This is a genomic window from Caulobacter sp. SRI_014, assembly GCF_057586315.1.
The window spans coordinates 222,211-236,555 of the sequence record NZ_JBYCZQ010000006.1 but is presented as its reverse complement, the minus strand read 5'-3'; the positions used below and the strand labels follow the sequence as shown (position 1 = coordinate 236,555).

13 protein-coding genes are annotated in these 14,345 nt (G+C 67.8%); 8 read left to right on the top strand and 5 right to left on the bottom strand.

Annotation, left to right across the window (positions count from 1 at the left end; genetic code table 11):
• Positions 1–336 precede the first annotated feature (336 nt).
• A complete protein-coding gene (locus AC2YG9_RS15270) occupies positions 337–723 on the bottom strand; it encodes an iron chaperone (protein ID WP_487298834.1) in 387 nt (128 codons plus the stop codon).
• 84 nt (positions 724–807) lie between these two features.
• Here AC2YG9_RS15270 and AC2YG9_RS15265 point away from each other — a divergent pair, with 84 nt between their 5' ends.
• Genes AC2YG9_RS15265 through AC2YG9_RS15245 form a run of 5 tightly spaced genes read left to right on the top strand, consistent with a single transcriptional unit; the run spans position 808 to position 5,035 of the window.
• A complete protein-coding gene (locus AC2YG9_RS15265) occupies positions 808–1,350 on the top strand; it encodes a hypothetical protein (protein ID WP_487298833.1) in 543 nt (180 codons plus the stop codon).
• A 50-nt stretch (positions 1,351–1,400) separates the two neighbouring features.
• Positions 1,401–3,611, top strand: coding sequence for a phosphoribosylformylglycinamidine synthase subunit PurL (gene purL, locus AC2YG9_RS15260; protein ID WP_487298832.1), 2,211 nt, complete (start codon positions 1,401–1,403; stop codon positions 3,609–3,611).
• Complete coding sequence (locus AC2YG9_RS15255; RefSeq protein ID WP_487298831.1) at positions 3,608–4,000, top strand: hypothetical protein; 393 nt, start codon at positions 3,608–3,610, stop codon at positions 3,998–4,000. Before purL ends, AC2YG9_RS15255 begins: the two co-directional genes overlap by 4 nt.
• Positions 4,001–4,057: 57 nt before the next feature.
• Positions 4,058–4,552, top strand: coding sequence for a hypothetical protein (locus AC2YG9_RS15250; RefSeq protein ID WP_487298830.1), 495 nt, complete (start codon positions 4,058–4,060; stop codon positions 4,550–4,552).
• Positions 4,553–4,591: 39 nt separating this feature from the next.
• Positions 4,592–5,035 (top strand): hypothetical protein, encoded by a 444-nt coding sequence (locus AC2YG9_RS15245; RefSeq protein ID WP_487298829.1) that lies wholly within the window; start codon positions 4,592–4,594, stop codon positions 5,033–5,035.
• A 60-nt stretch (positions 5,036–5,095) separates the two neighbouring features.
• Here the strand turns inward: AC2YG9_RS15245 and AC2YG9_RS15240 are convergent, their stop codons facing one another.
• Positions 5,096–6,967, bottom strand: a complete 1,872-nt coding sequence (locus AC2YG9_RS15240) for a phosphoenolpyruvate carboxykinase (GTP) (RefSeq protein WP_487298828.1) — start codon at positions 6,965–6,967, stop codon at positions 5,096–5,098.
• Positions 6,968–7,112: 145 nt separating this feature from the next.
• Positions 7,113–7,880: a hypothetical protein gene (locus AC2YG9_RS15235; protein ID WP_487298827.1), complete on the bottom strand. Its 768-nt coding sequence runs from the start codon at positions 7,878–7,880 to the stop codon at positions 7,113–7,115.
• A gap of 96 nt (positions 7,881–7,976) precedes the next feature.
• Here AC2YG9_RS15235 and AC2YG9_RS15230 point away from each other — a divergent pair, with 96 nt between their 5' ends.
• The 3 genes from AC2YG9_RS15230 (at position 7,977) to AC2YG9_RS15220 (ending at position 11,749) form a co-directional block, all read left to right on the top strand.
• Complete coding sequence (locus AC2YG9_RS15230) at positions 7,977–10,088, top strand: acylase (RefSeq protein WP_487298826.1); 2,112 nt, start codon at positions 7,977–7,979, stop codon at positions 10,086–10,088.
• Positions 10,089–10,181: 93 nt separating this feature from the next.
• Entirely contained in the window at positions 10,182–11,402 is a 1,221-nt protein-coding gene (locus AC2YG9_RS15225; RefSeq protein ID WP_487298825.1) for an FAD-dependent oxidoreductase, read from the top strand.
• Positions 11,402–11,749, top strand: a complete 348-nt coding sequence (locus AC2YG9_RS15220) for a nuclear transport factor 2 family protein (RefSeq protein WP_487298824.1) — start codon at positions 11,402–11,404, stop codon at positions 11,747–11,749. Before AC2YG9_RS15225 ends, AC2YG9_RS15220 begins: the two co-directional genes overlap by 1 nt.
• A gap of 9 nt (positions 11,750–11,758) precedes the next feature.
• Here AC2YG9_RS15220 and AC2YG9_RS15215 read toward each other — a convergent pair whose 3' ends face one another.
• Complete coding sequence (locus AC2YG9_RS15215; protein WP_487298823.1) at positions 11,759–12,907, bottom strand: acyl-CoA dehydrogenase family protein; 1,149 nt, start codon at positions 12,905–12,907, stop codon at positions 11,759–11,761.
• A 66-nt stretch (positions 12,908–12,973) separates the two neighbouring features.
• Positions 12,974–14,326 (bottom strand): pectate lyase family protein, encoded by a 1,353-nt coding sequence (locus AC2YG9_RS15210; protein WP_487298822.1) that lies wholly within the window; start codon positions 14,324–14,326, stop codon positions 12,974–12,976.
• Positions 14,327–14,345 lie beyond the last annotated feature (19 nt).

Genomic DNA, 14,345 nt, shown 5'->3' with positions numbered 1-14,345 from the left:
AAAAATCGGCGCGACGCGACCTCCTGAGCGCTTTGCGCTTCCGGCGTAGGCATGCCGCCTCACCAGCGCATCAACATTTCCCGCCCCGGCGCCTACGGCCCGTCAACGCCGGCGCCTACATTCGCAGCCTTCGCCGCTACCGCGTTGTCACGCGAAAACAAAGGGTTGCTGCCGAATGTTCACTCCCCAAGCCGGCGGCTTGGTATAATCGTTGACCGCTTCGGTAGGGTGGCCTGACCCGACTGGAGCCAATCGGCCTTCCTCTCCATCAACCGCTCATCCCGGCGAATGCCGGGATGAGCGGGAATGGAGGAAGGAGTGAACGTCGATGAATCCCTAGCGCTTGCGCTTGATCGGCCCCTTCTTGTGGGCCTCCTCCCGCGCCCGCAGCTTGACGATCTTGCCGATCAGCTCGGTCGGGACCGGTTCGTCATAGACAAACTTCAGGGTGCTCTTGTCGATCTCTACCCCGGCCAGTTCGTCGCCCAGCGCCTCGACCACCAGGTTTCCGACCGGATAGAGCGAGTAGTGCCGCTTCCAGGCCGCAAAGTGAATCACGTAGCGCAGACCGATCTTGTAGGTCGGCATGTCGTAGGCGATCGTCTCCTCCGCCTCCGGCAAGGCCACGCGGATCGCCTCACGGACCTCAACCATCAACGGAGCGACCCGGGCCGGGAGCAGGGCGAAATAGTCCTCCACCGTGTTGATCTGATATTTCGCCATGACTTGCGATACCTGCGTGAGCGCGAATTAACTTGGCCGTCCGGCGGCTTGGCCCCACCTTCGCCGACCAAACGGGGGAAGACCATGGATTTCAGTCAGGTCAACTGGCTCTATGTTGCGGGCGGCGTCTCCGGCGTGATCGTCATCGCCTGGCTGATCGCCCTGTTCCGGGGCCGCACCGGCTTCATCGGCGCCGTGGTCGGCTTCGCCCATCTGTTCGCCGCCTGCCTCAACAGCGCCGCCCCGTTCCGCAGCCTGGTCGATCCCGAGTATGTCGGCTACGGCTTCGGCCTGCTGCAGGGCGACAAGGGCCTGACCGTCGCGGCCATGGCCGGCGCCGTCTTCGTCACCGCCCTGGTCGGCGCCTTCAGCGCTCTGCGCGGCTCGCGCGAGGCGACCCTGCTGACCGCCGTGACCAGCACCCTGTTCCTGATCGTGCTCGGCTGGCCCTGGTTGCAGGACATTCTCGGCGGCAAGCACATGGCCCTGCAATTGGGCGAGTTCTACACCCTGTCCGGCCCGGCCTGGGGCGCGGTGCAGTTCGTGCTGATGGTCGCGCCGTTCGCCATCGGGGTGGTCTGGTCGCTGATGCGCATGCGAACAGCGCCCACCGCCGCCACGCAATAGCGCGAGAGGCGGTTCACAGCGGGGGCGCAGCACTCTAGAAGCCCTCTTCCATGAGCGCCCCCTCCTCCGCCAAGCCCATGGTCGAAACCGCCGCCGAATTCGGGCTCAAGCCCGATGAATACGCGGTCATCCTCAAGCGCCTGAATCGCGAGCCCAACCTCGTCGAACTGGGCGTCTTCTCGGTGATGTGGTCCGAGCACTGCAGCTACAAGTCCAGCCGCAAGCATCTCGGCAAATTCCCGACCACCGGCCCGCGCGTCATCTGCGGCCCCGGTGAAAACGCCGGCGTCGTCGACATCGGCGACGGCCAGGCCTGCATCTTCAAGATGGAGAGCCACAACCACCCCAGCTACATCGAGCCCTACCAGGGCGCGGCGACCGGCGTCGGCGGCATCATGCGCGACGTCTTCACCATGGGCGCCCGGCCCGTGGCCCTGCTCAACGCCCTGCGGTTCGGCGACCCCAGCCACCCCAAGACCAAACGCCTGGTCGAGGGCGTCGTCGCCGGCATCGCCGGCTACGGCAACTGCGTCGGCGTCCCCACTGTCGCCGGCGAGACCAACTTCCACCGCGGCTACGATGGCAACATCCTGGTCAACGCCATGTGCGTGGGCCTGGCCGACGCCGACAAGATCTTCTACTCGGCCGCCCCCGCCGCCGGCCTGCCGGTCGTCTACTTCGGCTCCAAGACCGGCCGCGACGGCATCCACGGCGCCACCATGGCCAGCGCCGAGTTCGACGAGGACAGCGACGAGAAGCGCCCGACCGTCCAGGTCGGCGACCCCTTCGCCGAAAAGCTGCTGATCGAGGCCACCCTCGAGCTCATGGCCACCGGCGCCGTCGCCGCCATCCAGGACATGGGCGCCGCCGGCCTCACCTCCTCCTCGGTCGAAATGGCCGGCAAGGGCAGCGTCGGCATCGAGCTCGACCTCGACATGGTGCCCCAGCGCGAAGAGGGCATGACCGCCTATGAGATGATGTTGTCGGAAAGCCAGGAGCGGATGCTGGCCATCCTGAAGCCCGGCCGCGAGCGCGACGGCCACGCCATCTTCGAGAAATGGGGCCTGGACGCCGCCATCATCGGCTTCACCACCGACACCGGCCACATCGTGCTGAAGCACAAGGGCGAGATCGTCTGCGACCTGCCGCTTAGCCCGCTGTCCGACGACGCCCCGCTCTACGACCGTCCCTGGACCGAGCCGGTCAAGCACCCGCACGTCGACCCGAAGGCCGTCCCCGCCCCCGCCGACTGGGAAGACGCCGTCCTCAAGCTGATGAGCTGCCCGGACGTCGCCTCCAAGCGCTGGCTGTGGGAGCAGTACGACCGCCACGTCATGGCCGACACCCTGGAAGACAGCGCCACCGGCGCCGACGCGGGCATCGTCCGTGTCCACGGCACCCGCAAGGCCCTGGCCGTGACCAGCGACTGCACCCCGCGCTATGTGCTGAACGACCCCTACGAGGGCGGCAAACAGGCCGTGGCCGAAGCCTGGCGCAACCTCACCGCCGTCGGCGCCGACCCGATCGCCATCACCGACAACCTCAACTTCGGCAATCCCGAGCGCCCCGAGATCATGGGTCAGATCGTCAAGGCCATCGAGGGCATGGCCGAAGCCTGCCGCGCCCTGGACTTCCCGGTCGTGAGCGGCAACGTCAGCCTCTACAACGAGACCAACGGCAAGGGCATTCCGCCGACCCCGACCGTCGGCGCCGTCGGCCTGCTGACCGAGTACAGCCAACGCGCCGACTTCTCCTCGATGAAGGACGGCGACACCCTGGTCGTCATCGGCGTCAACCACGGCGAGCTGGGCGCCAGCCTCTACCTGCGCGAACTGCTCGGTCGCGAAGACGGCGCCCCGCCGCCCGTCGATCTGGACCTCGAGCGCCGCACCGGCGACTTCGTCCGCAAGCACATCCTGTCGGGCGCCCTGAGATGCGTCCACGACCTCTCCGACGGCGGCCTGGCCATCGGCGCCGCCGAGATGGCCCTGGCCAGCGGCGTCGGCGTCACCCTCGACGCCTCGAGCGCCGCCCACGCCCACCCCTTCCTGTTCGGCGAGGACCAGGCCCGCTACCTGGTCGCCGTCGCCGACCCGGCGGCGATCCTGAAAGCCGCCGCCGAGGCCGGCCTGCACGCCTCAGTGGTCGGTCAGGCCGGCGGGAACGCCTTCGCCTCGCGGGGCCTTTTCTCCATCGAGCTGGACAAGCTGCGGGCCGCCCATGAGGGCTGGCTGCCGAAGTTCATGGGAGCCGCCGCATGAAACCCTTCCTCGCCCTCGCCGCAGTCGCAATGCTGGCCACAGCCTGCGCCACCGACAGCGGCGCCGAGCCGCCGCCGACCGTGCCCCACGGCGAAGGCTGCGACATCTCCATCTCCTTCGGCAGTTACGCCATGGGCATCGACAGCGAAGCCTACGCCCGTGTCGAAACCTGGCTTGGCGAGCACAAGGATCTGGTCGCCGACGTCAAGGTCACCCCTTGGGGCCGCGAGGGCGAACGCACCGTCTGCGTGACGGCGACCTCGCCGGCCGCCATCAAGCCGGTGTTCAGCGGCGTGGTGAAACAGCTCCCGACCGTCGGCAAGAAGGCCCCGATCACGGCGCTGAGCAGGACCGGTGGCCACTTCCACACCAAGGGCGGTCCGGGCTAGGCTCGCAACCGTCGTCGCGGCCCAGCCGCCTTGGCGCTCAGTTGGGGGACTTCGCGCTTGAAAATCACCAGCCTGACTTTGGCTGCGGTCTTTCTGGCCGCCTGCTGCGCCAACGACGCCCTGGCCGCGCAAAAGGCCGCGCCGCTGCCGGCCAGCCAAGGCTGCGACGTGGCGGTAGTCTTTGGCAGCTACGGCCACGGCATCGACCGGACCTCCCTGGACTGGATTCAGGCCTCACTCCGGGACAAGGCCGAACTCGTAGCCGGGGTGACATCGGCAACCTGGGGCGATGATGGCGAACAGACGCTCTGCATCCAGGCTGCGTCGGCGGAAACCGTCCGTCAGTTGTTCGCCCACCTGAAGGGCCGGCTGCCGGAAATGAGCAGTCAGGCTCCGATCACCTTGGTCAGTCGCGACGGCGATCGCTTCGACACCAAGCCCGGCCGGTACGGCGCCGGGGAGGGCCGCCGGTACAATCGCGGCGCCGGCGGCGGCCGAATGCCGAGGGACAATGGCGTCAATACCCGGCCGCCTGTGGGCGAACGGAACTGACACGAAGGCGGGGCAGCCAGGACAATTGGGGGATCATCAGTGAAGTTCAGAATTCTGGCCGCCGCTGCGGTCGTGTTGTCGTTCGCCGGCGTGGGGTCCGCGTCGGCCGAGGGTTGTGACGTCACCCTGACCTTGGAACCACGCGGCGGCCGAGTGGACGAAGCCGTGCTCAGGCGCGTCAAGGTCTGGCTCAAGGCCAATCCGGTCAGGGTCGCCTCGGTCGGGGAGAGCCAACTCGACAAAGGCGCGCGTCGGCTTTGCCTGGCCGCGCCCTCCGGCGCCGACGTTGACCTGCTCTTCGACGACATTTGGGATCATCTGCCCGAGAACAGTCGCATCGGGAGGGTTCGGATGGCCAATCGCAATGGGCTTTCGGTTACGTTGGTGGAAGCACGACGAACCAGAGGCAGCGGCTACTCGGGCAACAGGATGCCGCGTGACAACGGCATCCCCTCGCGCCCGCCGATTGGCGGACGGAACTGAAAATGGAAAGGGCGGCCCACCGGCCGCCCTTTCGTACATCGCCAGAGATTAGAGCTCGGCTTACACCAGCTCCAACTCGCGCTCGCCGTCCTTGGCCTTGGCGCCGAGCCGCGTCATCAGCGCCTCGTACTGCCCCCACAGCGCCGCCGGCATGCGGTCGCCGAAGCGTTCGTAGAAGGCCGGGATCAGCGAGGCTTCCTCGCGCCAGACATCGGCGTCGACGCTGAGCAGCAGGTGCAGCTTCTCGTCGGACAGGTCGAGACCCGACACATCGAGACTGCCCTTGGCGGGCAGGCGGCCGATGGCGGTGTCGACGGCTTCGGCCTCGCCTTCCAGGCGGTCGAAGATCCACTTCAGCACGCGGCTGTTCTCGCCATAGCCCGGCCAGACGAACTTGCCGCCGTCCTTGCGGAACCAGTTGACGAAGAAGATTTTCGGCAGCTTGGCCGGGTCGGCCTTGGCGCCGACGCTGAGCCAGTGGGCGAAGTAGTCGCCCATGTTGTAGCCGCAGAAGGGCAGCATCGCGAACGGGTCGCGGCGCAACTCGCCGACCTTGTTCTCGGCCGCGGCCGTGCCTTCGGACGCGGTGTTTGAAGCCAGGAACACACCGTGCTCCCAGTCGAAGGCCTCGGTGACCAGCGGCACGGCGCTGGCTCGGCGGCCGCCGAACAGGATGGCGCTGATCGGCACGCCGGCGGGGTCGGCCCACTCGTCGGCGATCACCGGGCACTGGTGGGCGGCGACGGTGAAGCGGGCGTTGGGGTGGGCGGCCGGGGATTCCGAGGCCGGGGTCCAGGGATTGCCCCGCCAGTCGGTCAGGTTCGGCGGCGGCTCGTCGGTCAGGCCTTCCCACCAGACGTCGCCGTCCGGGGTCAGGGCGACGTTGGTGAACACGCAGTCGCGGTTCAGGGCGTCGATGGCGTTCTTGTTGGTGCCTATGCCGGTGCCCGGCGCCACGCCGAAGAAGCCTGCTTCCGGGTTGATGGCCCGCAGCTGGCCGTCGGGGCCGAACCGCATCCAGCAGATGTCGTCACCGACCGTCTCGGCCTTCCAGCCGGGAATGGTCGGCTCGAGCATGGCCAGGTTGGTCTTGCCGCAGGCGCTCGGGAATGCCGCCGCCACATACTTCACCACACCCTTGGGATTGGTCAGCTTGAGGATCAGCATGTGCTCGGCCAGCCAGCCTTCATCGCGGGCCATGACCGAGGCGATGCGCAGGGCGTAGCACTTCTTGCCAAGCAGGGCGTTGCCGCCATAGCCCGAGCCGTAGGACCAGATCTCGCGGCTCTCGGGGAAGTGGACGATCCACTTTTCCTCGTTGCAGGGCCACGGCACGTCCTTCTCGCCCTCGGCCAGCGGCGCGCCGAGCGTGTGGACGGCCGGCACGAAAAAGCCGTTGGCGCCCATCATGTCGAGAGCCTGCTTGCCCATGCGGGTCATCACCCGCATCGAGATGGCGACATAGGCGCTGTCGGTGATCTCGACGCCGAGGGCGGAGATCGGCGACCCGATGGGGCCCATGCAGAAGGGCACGACGTACATCGTCCGGCCGGCCATGCAGCCGTCGAACAGGCCGTTCAGGCGGTCGCGCATGGCGTTCGGCTCGGACCAGTTGTTGGTCGGCCCGGCGTCGATCTCGTTTTGCGAGCAGATGAAGGTGCGGCTCTCGACGCGGGCGACGTCGCGCGGGTCGGAGGCGGCGTAGAAGCTGTTGGGACGCTTGTCCGGGTTCAGGCGTTGCAGCGTGCCCAGCTCGACCAGCCGGTCGGTGAGCAGCGCGAACTCCTCGTCAGAACCATCGCACCAGTGGACCGCCGCCGGCTTGGTCAGGGCGGCGATCTCGCGCACCCAGGCGACCAGTTTGGCGTGATTGGTCGGGGCCTGATCGAGACCAGGAATTCCGAGACCCGGAATCGAGACTTCGCCGTCCATCACCGGCGTCCTCCATCTTGTTACTTTAAGCGCGTCGGCGACCCTTCGAGGGGTCCCCTGTCCGCACCCTTGCGCGGGCCCTGCCTAGCCCGCCGGAGGTATGCGGAGCAAGACGAAAGGGCAAAAGTGATGAAAGGATCGGGGCTTACCTTAGGGGACAGCCGGCGAAGTGGCTCTTGAGCAGCGTCCGCCAGCCCGCCTCGTCCGCCGTGGCGGTTCCCGTCAGGGTCAACTGGAAGTCCCGGTACTCGGAATGATTGGGGACGCCGAATCTGGCCTCCAGCACATGGCCGCCGGCCGCATCGAGCCAGAGCGGGCCGCCCTTGCCCTTGAAGGCCGGGCCGCCGACCTCGAATTTGAGCGCCTCACGGCCCAGATGCTGCTCGCGGCCGACGAAACGGGCCTCGGCCCGGCCCATGACGCTGAGAAAGTCCGGCGCGGCGTCGGGCCAGACCAGAGCCATGTCGAAGGCGAAGTCGGCGGCCGGCCGGGGCCCAAGCACCGTCAGGCTGGCCAGGTCGAAGTCGTAGAGGTGCCAGGGCCCCGGGGTGACCTTGGCGCTGGCCTTCAACGTCTGGTCCGGCAGACGGACCTCCGCCTCGATACCGCCGGTGGCCGCATTGTAGGTCAGATAGGCCACCGGGCGCTGCGTGCCGTCCCGCTGCAGCCGGCCGCCAACCAGGCTGCGGGCATAGCCGCCGACCCGCTCCATCTCGGCGGTGACCAGGGCGGCGTCGGTGCAGGGGGCGACCATCTTTGCGACCTCGACGTGAACGCCATCGGGCGACCAGACGCGGATGGTTTCCGGTTCGCTGCCGTCGAGATTGGTCCGCACATAGCTGTAGACCGTCTGGGCTTGCGCCAGCGCCGGGGTCAGAGCCAGCGCGAGGGCCAGCAGACAAGTTCGCTTCATTGAAATCCTCCACACCTCCAGAGGCGGCGCGGCGCCGGTTTGGATGCAGACCCGCGAAATTTCGCTACCATGGCCGAAAAATCGGGGGATGGCGGGATGCGGTGGATTGTCAGGGGTCTGATCGGCCTGGTCGTGCTTGCGGTTCTGGTGGGGGCCGGCCTGCTGGTCGTCGACCTGCCGAACCGGCCGGGGAAGGCCGACACCAAGGCTCTGATCGCCCGCGCCGACCGCTACGACGTCCAGATTCGCCGAGACGACTGGGGCGTGCCGCACATCCTGGGCAAGACCAACGCCGACGCCGCCTTCGGCCTCGCCTTCGCCCACGCCGAGGACGATTTCGCCACCATCCAGGAGGTCACCCTGGCCACCCGCGGCAAGCTGGCGGGCGAGAAGGGTCTGGGCGCGGCGCCGACCGACTACATCGTCAGCCTGCTGGGAGTCTGGAAGGCGGTCGACGCCGGTTATGAGACCCAGCTGCCGCCGGACGTACGCGCCGTGCTGGAAGCCTACGCCGACGGGATCAACCTCTACGGCGCCCAGCATCCAGACCAGGTCGCCCCCGGCCTGCTGCCGGTCAGCGGCAAGGACATCGCCGCCGGCTTCGTCTTCAAGACGCCGTTCTTCTACGGCCTCGACGCAGAGCTGAAGCGCCTCAACGACCTGCCGGAAGACCCGACGCCCAAGGGTTCGAACGGCGTCGCCGTCGCCCCCTCGCGATCGGCCGACGGCGCCACCCGCCTGCTGGTCAACAGCCACCAGCCCTTCACCGGCGCGGTCGCCTGGTACGAGGCGGTGATCGAGAGCGGCGAAGGCTGGCACGTCGCCGGCGGCTTCTTTCCCGGCTCGCCCTTCATGCTGCATGGCCATAACGCCGACCTCGGCTGGGCCAACACGGTCAACAAGCCGGACCTGATCGACACCTATCGGCTGGTCATCAACCCGAAGAACAAGAACCAGTACCGCCTCGACGGCGCCTGGAAGGACTTCGAACGCTCCGAAGCGAAGATGCGGGTGAAGCTCTGGGGCCCGTTCCACGTCACGGTCAACAAGCCGGTCCTGCGCTCGGTCCACGGCCCGGTCTTCGAGACCAAGGCCGGCCTCTTCGCCCTGCGCTTCGCTGGCATGGGCGAGGTGCGCCAACCGCTGCAGTACTGGCGGCTGAACAATGCCCGCACCGCCGAGCAATGGCGCGCGGCGATGGCGCTTCAGGCCCTGCCCAGCATCAACTACATCTACGCCGACCGGACGGGCGTGGTGGCTTACGTCTACAACGGCCAGTTTCCCAACCGGCCGGACGTAAACGGCATCGACTGGCAGGGCGAGCTGCCCGGCGACCGATCGGACCTGATCTGGAACGGCTACCTGCCCTTCGGCCGCGTGCCCCAGCTGTGGAGTCCCAAGGGCGGCCTCGTCTTCAACGCCAACAATACGCCCTTCCGCGCCACCCCCGACGGCGAGGGCCTCGACCCTCGCAATTTTGCCCCGTCGATGGGCATCCAGACCGACATGACCAACCGGTCCTGGCGCGAGCTGGAGACCTTCGGCGCGGACACTTCGATCACGCCGGAAGAGTTCCTGACCTACAAGTTCGATGTCGCCTACAGCCCCCGCTCGCGGGTGGCGGCTGTCGTCCGCGAGGTTCTCGCCATGCGCGGCGGCGACGCCGGGCTGAAGGCCGCCCAGACCCTGTTGAGCGGCTGGGACTTGCGCGCCGATGTGAAGAGCCGCGCCGCCGCCCTGGCCATCGGCACGGCCTGGCTCGTTGATGTCGGCCCCAGGGACGGCGGACCGCACCCCGACACCCTGACCGCCCTTCGCCAGACGATGGCAGACCTGAAGAAGCACTTCGGCCGCATCGATCCCGAGTGGGGCGAGGTCAACCGCCTGGTGCGCGGCGACGTCAATCTGCCCGTCGACGGCGGCCCCGACACCCTGCGCGCCATCTACGGCGAGCCCGGCAAGGACGGCCGGCTGACGGCCGTGGCCGGCGACACCTACATCATGGTCGTCAGCTGGGATCGCGAGGGCAGGCTCTCCAGCCAGAGCGTCCATCAGTTCGGCTCCGCCACCCTGGACAAGCGCTCGAAACACTATGCCGACCAGGCGCCGGTGTTCGCGGCGCACCGCTTCAAGCCGGTGCTGTTCACCGAGGAACAGCTGAAGGGCCACGTCGTGGAGATCTACCGTCCGGGAAAACGAAAAGGCTGACGCCAAGTCACCATTGCAGCCGCTTCCGTCCGGCGTAGGCTGACGTCCACGTAAGGACGGCGTGAGACCGCCCCTGCGCGCGGGAGAGACGCAATGGACCATGAGATCGTCATCGTCGGCGGCGGCATCGGCGGCTCAGCCCTGGCGGCCGTGCTGGCGGCGCGGGGCGTCGATGTGCTTCTGCTCGAGCAGACCGAGGTGTTCGAGGACCGCGTGCGGGGCGAATGGATCGCGCCCTGGGGCGTGGCGGAGACGCGGCGGCTGGGCCTCTACGACGTCCTGATGGCGGCCGGCGGCCATCATCTCGCCCGCCACATCACCTATGACGAAAGCCGCACGCCGGAAGAAGCCGAGGCCCGCACCCTGCCCCTCTCCATGTTCCTGCCGGAGGTGCCGGGGCCGCTGTGCATCGGCAATCCGCACCATTGCCAGACCCTGTTCGACGAGGCCGTTCGCCGGGGCGCCAAGGGCCTGCGAGGGGCGCGGGTGACGGCGATCCAGCCGGGAGCCAACCCGACGGTCACCTACGTCCACGACGATGTGGAGCGCACCGTCTCCTGCCGCCTGATCGTCGGGGCCGACGGCCGCACCAGCTTCGTGCGCGAGAAGGCCGGCGTGCCCCTGCACCAGGACAAGCCGCACCACTGGTTCGCCGGCCTGCTGGTCGAGAACGCCCACGCCTGGCCCGACGACCTGCAGGCCATCGGCACCGAGGGCGACTTCGCCTTCCTCGCCTTCCCGCAGGGCCAGGGCCGCATCCGCCTCTACGGAAGCTATGGCCTCGACCAGAAGCGCCGCTTCACCGGTCCGGACGGCGCCCGCGCGTTCCTGGACGCCTTCCGCATGCGGTGCAGCCCCATGAACGAGGCCATCGCCCAGGCGACCCCCGCGGGCCCCCTGCTCAGCTACTTCAACAACGACAGCTGGACCGACACCCCCTACGCCGAGGGCGTGGTGCTGGTCGGCGACGCCGCCGGCTGGAACGACCCGATCATCGGGCTGGGCCTCTCGATCACCTACCGCGATGTCCGCATCGTCAGCGACATCCTGACCGGCGACAGCTGGGACTTCGCCGCCTACGCCGAGGAGCGGGCCGAGCGCCTGCGCCGCCTGCGCATCGCGGCCAGGATCACCTCGGCCCTCGACGCCGAGTTCGGGGACGAGGCTAAAGCTCGCCGCCGCCACCACTTCGACAGGAGCGCCGAAGACCCGATGCTCGGGGCCCACGGGTTCGCGGTCATGGCCGGGCCCGAGACCCTGCCGCCCGACATCTTCACCGACGCCCACGTCGCCCGGGTGCTGGAGACCGCGTGATGGATATCGAGGATTTCAACACCCGCTGGCTTGCCGCCTGGACGGCCAAGGATGTCCCCGCCCTGCTCGGCTTCTATGCCGAGGACTGCCTCTACAAGGACAACAACACCGCGGCCGGCATCACCGGCCATGCGGCCCTGAAGACCTATCTCGAGGGCCTGTTCGGGGCGACGCCGCCGATGACCTATACGCCTGAGACGGTGTGGGCCATCGACGGCGGCTTCTGCGGCCGCTGGTACTGCGACATCGCCATGCCGGACGGCGTGACGAAGATGCGGGGGTTTGATCTGGTAATCCTGAAGGACGGGCGGATCGCCGAGAACGAGGTCTATGTCCACATGCTGTAGCGGGCGGCTCTAGCCGCCCCGCTTCATCGTCTCGCGGGCAATGACCAGCTGCTGCACCTGGCTGGTGCCCTCGTAGATGCGGAAGATGCGCACGTCGCGGTACAGCCGCTCGATGCCGTAGTCGGCGACGTAGCCGGCGCCGCCGAAGATCTGCACCGCCCGGTCCGCCACCCGGCCAACCATCTCCGAGGCGTAGTATTTGGCCGCCGCCGCCTCCAGCACGATGGTCTGGCCGGCATCGCGCTTGCGGGCGCTTTCCAGCACCAGGGCGCGGGCGGCCATGCATTCGGTCTTGCTGTCGGCCAGCATGGCCTGGACCATCTGGAAATTGCTCAGCGCCTGGCCGAACTGCTTGCGCTCGCCGGCGTAGGCCACGCAGTCGGCGATAAGCCGCTCGGCCACCCCGACGCACAGGGCGCCGATGTGCAGGCGGCCCTTGTCGAGCACTTGCATGGCAACCTTGAAGCCCTCGCCCTCTTCGCCCAGGCGGTTCTCGACCGGCACCCGGACATTGTCGAAGGTGATGTCGTGGATCTGAGCGCCGTGCTGGCCCATCTTCTTCTCAGGCGGGCCGACGGTGATGCCCGGCAGGTCGCTCGGCACCAGGAAGGCCGACACCCCGCCGCCGCCCTTCACATCCGGATTGCTGCGGGCCATCACGGTGAACAGCCCGGCCTTGGCGGCGTTGGTGATGTAGCGCTTCGAGCCGTTCAGCACATAGGCGTCGCCGTCGAGGATGGCGCGGGTCTGGACCGCGGCGCTGTCCGAACCGGCCTCTGGCTCGGTCAGAGCGAAGCTGGTCACCGTCGTGCCGGCGGCGATGCCGGGCAGCCATTTGGCCTTCTGATCGTCATTGCCGAACATCACCAGACCCTGGCTGCCGATGCCGACATTGGTGCCGAATTCCGAGCGGAAGGCCGGGCTGGTGCGGCCCATCTCGAAGATCACCAGGCACTCGTCTTCCATGGAGAGGTCGAGGCCGCCGTACTCCTCGGGGATCGACAGGCCGAAGAGGCCCAGATCGCGCATCTCGCCAATGATCGGCTCCGGCACCGCGTTTGCTTCGGCCACGGAGGCTTCCAGCGGCCGCAGCCGCTCGGTCACGAACCGGCGGACAGTGTCGACCAGCTGGTCGCGGGTTTCAGCATCGAGCGCCATGGCGAGGTCCCCAAACGATTGTTCGAGGATCGATACGGCGCCCGGCGCGGCAGGGGAAGACTGCCGCTACGTCCCCTTCGCCTTGGCGCCGGCATCCAGCACCTCCGGCCGCCTGGGCGTCATGTCGAACAGGTTCCAGTCTTCGGGGTTGAACGGCCGCGCCGTCGGCTTGGGATTGGGATAGCCGTGCAGATCGTCCTGACTGTCGATGATCGCCCCGCGGCCTTCGGCGGTGTCGCTGATCAGCTGCACGTCGTTGGCGTCGCGGTCCCAGGGCCGGGCTCCGACGTTCTTCAGCACAGACTGCTGCACGGCGCTGGCCGGCATGGCCTTCAGCCCCTCGGGCCAGAGCATCGGCCTGGACTTCTGGATGATCCTGGCCGGGCTGGTCGTATAGCGCCCGAACATCGGCAGCGGCCGGCCGTAGCGGTCCTGGGCGATGTTGTCCTTGCCGTAGAACTCCAGGTCCCCGTAGCCGCCGATCTCGAGGAAGGCGATGTGCTCGGCCGTATCCATGCCGCCGCGCAGCACATTGCCGACCGCCACCAGTTGGCCGACCTGCCAGGGTTTGTCGCCCCACTCCTCGGCCATCAGGTTGTAGTGGATGGCCCGCTGGCCCGGATTGTAGATCAGGTTGTTGACCACCACCCCGCGCACCCCGCCCTTGAACATCGGGTTACGCTCGAAGTTGTGGGCGTAGAGGTTCCCGACGATCAGCATGCCGGTGATGTTGTCGTGGATCAGGCTGCCCTTCGAATGCTCGATCTTGGCATGGGTCGAATAGCGCAGGCTCTCGGCGATGATGTTGTTCGAGAAGGTGATGTTGCGGGAGGTCCCCGCGCGCCAGTCGTCCGGCGTCTCGCCGACGAACCGCGGACCCGAGGCCGACAGGTTCTCGTCCGTGCCCCAGGTCAGGCTGCAGTGGTCGACGATGATGTTGTAGCTGATCCCCTGGGTCGAGATGCTGTCGAAGTCCTTGCCCGACTTCTTGGGAAAGCCGGCATCGCCGGGCCGCACACGTATGTGCTGGACGACCACGTCATGGGTCGCCAGGTCGATACCGCCCTTGATCAGGGTCACCCCCGGCGACGGAGCCGTTTGCCCGGCAATCGTCAGGAAGGGTTCGCGAATCGTCAGCGTCTTGCCGCCCATGTCGATCACCCCGCCGACCTCGAACACGACGATGCGCGGCCCCTTGGCCTCGACCGCCGCCCTGAAGGATCCAGGCCCGTCGGCGTTGAGGTTGGTCACCTTGATGATCTCGCCGCCGCGCCCGCCTGGCGTCTTCGCCGCCCAGCCCAGCGCGCCCGGGAACGCCAGCGGGGCCGTCGCCGACTCAGGTGTTTGGGCCGTGACCCCGCCCAGCGGCGCAAAACAGGCCGCGAACCCTAAAACTGCGACGGCAAGCCCTTGTTTCAACACCACTTTCACTCCCCAA

What these genes read in the sequence shown, in the direction of transcription:
- AC2YG9_RS15240 (WP_487298828.1), bottom strand. Translation starts at nt 6,967, where the DNA reads ATGGACGGCGAAGTCTCGATTCCGGGTCTCGGAATTCCTGGTCTCGAT.
- AC2YG9_RS15220 (WP_487298824.1), top strand. Translation starts at nt 11,402, where the DNA reads ATGGATATCGAGGATTTCAACACCCGCTGGCTTGCCGCCTGGACGGCC.
- AC2YG9_RS15225 (WP_487298825.1), top strand. Translation starts at nt 10,182, where the DNA reads ATGGACCATGAGATCGTCATCGTCGGCGGCGGCATCGGCGGCTCAGCC.
- AC2YG9_RS15255 (WP_487298831.1), top strand. Translation starts at nt 3,608, where the DNA reads ATGAAACCCTTCCTCGCCCTCGCCGCAGTCGCAATGCTGGCCACAGCC.
- AC2YG9_RS15270 (WP_487298834.1), bottom strand. Translation starts at nt 723, where the DNA reads ATGGCGAAATATCAGATCAACACGGTGGAGGACTATTTCGCCCTGCTC.
- AC2YG9_RS15230 (WP_487298826.1), top strand. Translation starts at nt 7,977, where the DNA reads ATGCGGTGGATTGTCAGGGGTCTGATCGGCCTGGTCGTGCTTGCGGTT.
- AC2YG9_RS15215 (WP_487298823.1), bottom strand. Translation starts at nt 12,907, where the DNA reads ATGGCGCTCGATGCTGAAACCCGCGACCAGCTGGTCGACACTGTCCGC.
- purL (WP_487298832.1), top strand. Translation starts at nt 1,401, where the DNA reads ATGAGCGCCCCCTCCTCCGCCAAGCCCATGGTCGAAACCGCCGCCGAA.
- AC2YG9_RS15235 (WP_487298827.1), bottom strand. Translation starts at nt 7,880, where the DNA reads ATGAAGCGAACTTGTCTGCTGGCCCTCGCGCTGGCTCTGACCCCGGCG.
- AC2YG9_RS15265 (WP_487298833.1), top strand. Translation starts at nt 808, where the DNA reads ATGGATTTCAGTCAGGTCAACTGGCTCTATGTTGCGGGCGGCGTCTCC.